Raw genomic sequence first — 674 nt, 5'->3', positions numbered from 1 at the left:
GTGCAAGCCTGGTTAGCGTCGAGCCAGTCAGACACGACGCCAACCTGAGGCTTCCTAAACCCCGCTGGGGGCTCGCCTTACCCCTGCGTCAGCAGGTTGCGCAGATCGATGATCGCCGCATTGGCACGGGAGATGTAGTTGGCCATCACCAGCGAGTGATTGGCCAGCACGCCGTAGCCGCTGCCGTTGAGCACCATCGGACTCCACAGCGGCTCCTGCGCCGCCTCCAGCTCACGAATGATCTGCCTGACGCTGATCGTGGCGTTCTTCTTGGCCAGCACGTCGGCGAAGTCCACCTCGATCGCCCGCAGCAGATGTGACAGCGCCCAGGCCTGACCACGCGCCTCGAAGAATACATTGTCGATCTGCATCCAGGGCGTCTCGACCACCTGCTCCTTGACCTGCGGCACGATGCCGGCCCGCTCCTGCTCCGGTGCGATATCGGCATCCAGGCGCACCCGACCGACACTTGCCGACAGGCGCTGGGACAACGATCCGAGGCGGGTCGCCGCGTCACCCAACCAGTTGTTCAGGTTGTCGGCGCGGGTATAGAACAACGCCTTGGGCTCCGGCTCGCTGAGGCGGGCCAGATAGCGATCCAGACTGCGGATGCCGTTGCGGTATTCACTTTCCGAGGCAGGCAGGGTCCAGCTGCGGTTGTCGAAGTTGAACAG

The 674-nt window shown here is 63.8% G+C and carries 1 protein-coding gene; it reads right to left on the bottom strand.

Features of this window, described 5'->3' with window-relative positions; all coding sequences use genetic code 11:
* Window positions 1-77: 77 nt before the first annotated feature.
* Window positions 78-674: DUF2333 family protein (locus tag CXQ97_RS20905; protein ID WP_146069741.1), on the bottom strand; the 597-nt coding region annotated here is incomplete at its 5' end.

Source organism: Arthrobacter sp. B0490, assembly GCF_002929355.1.
Lineage (GTDB): Bacteria > Actinomycetota > Actinomycetes > Actinomycetales > Micrococcaceae > Arthrobacter_D.
Note: the sequence above shows the minus strand (reverse complement) of the source record. Positions and strands in the feature narration are given on the sequence as shown.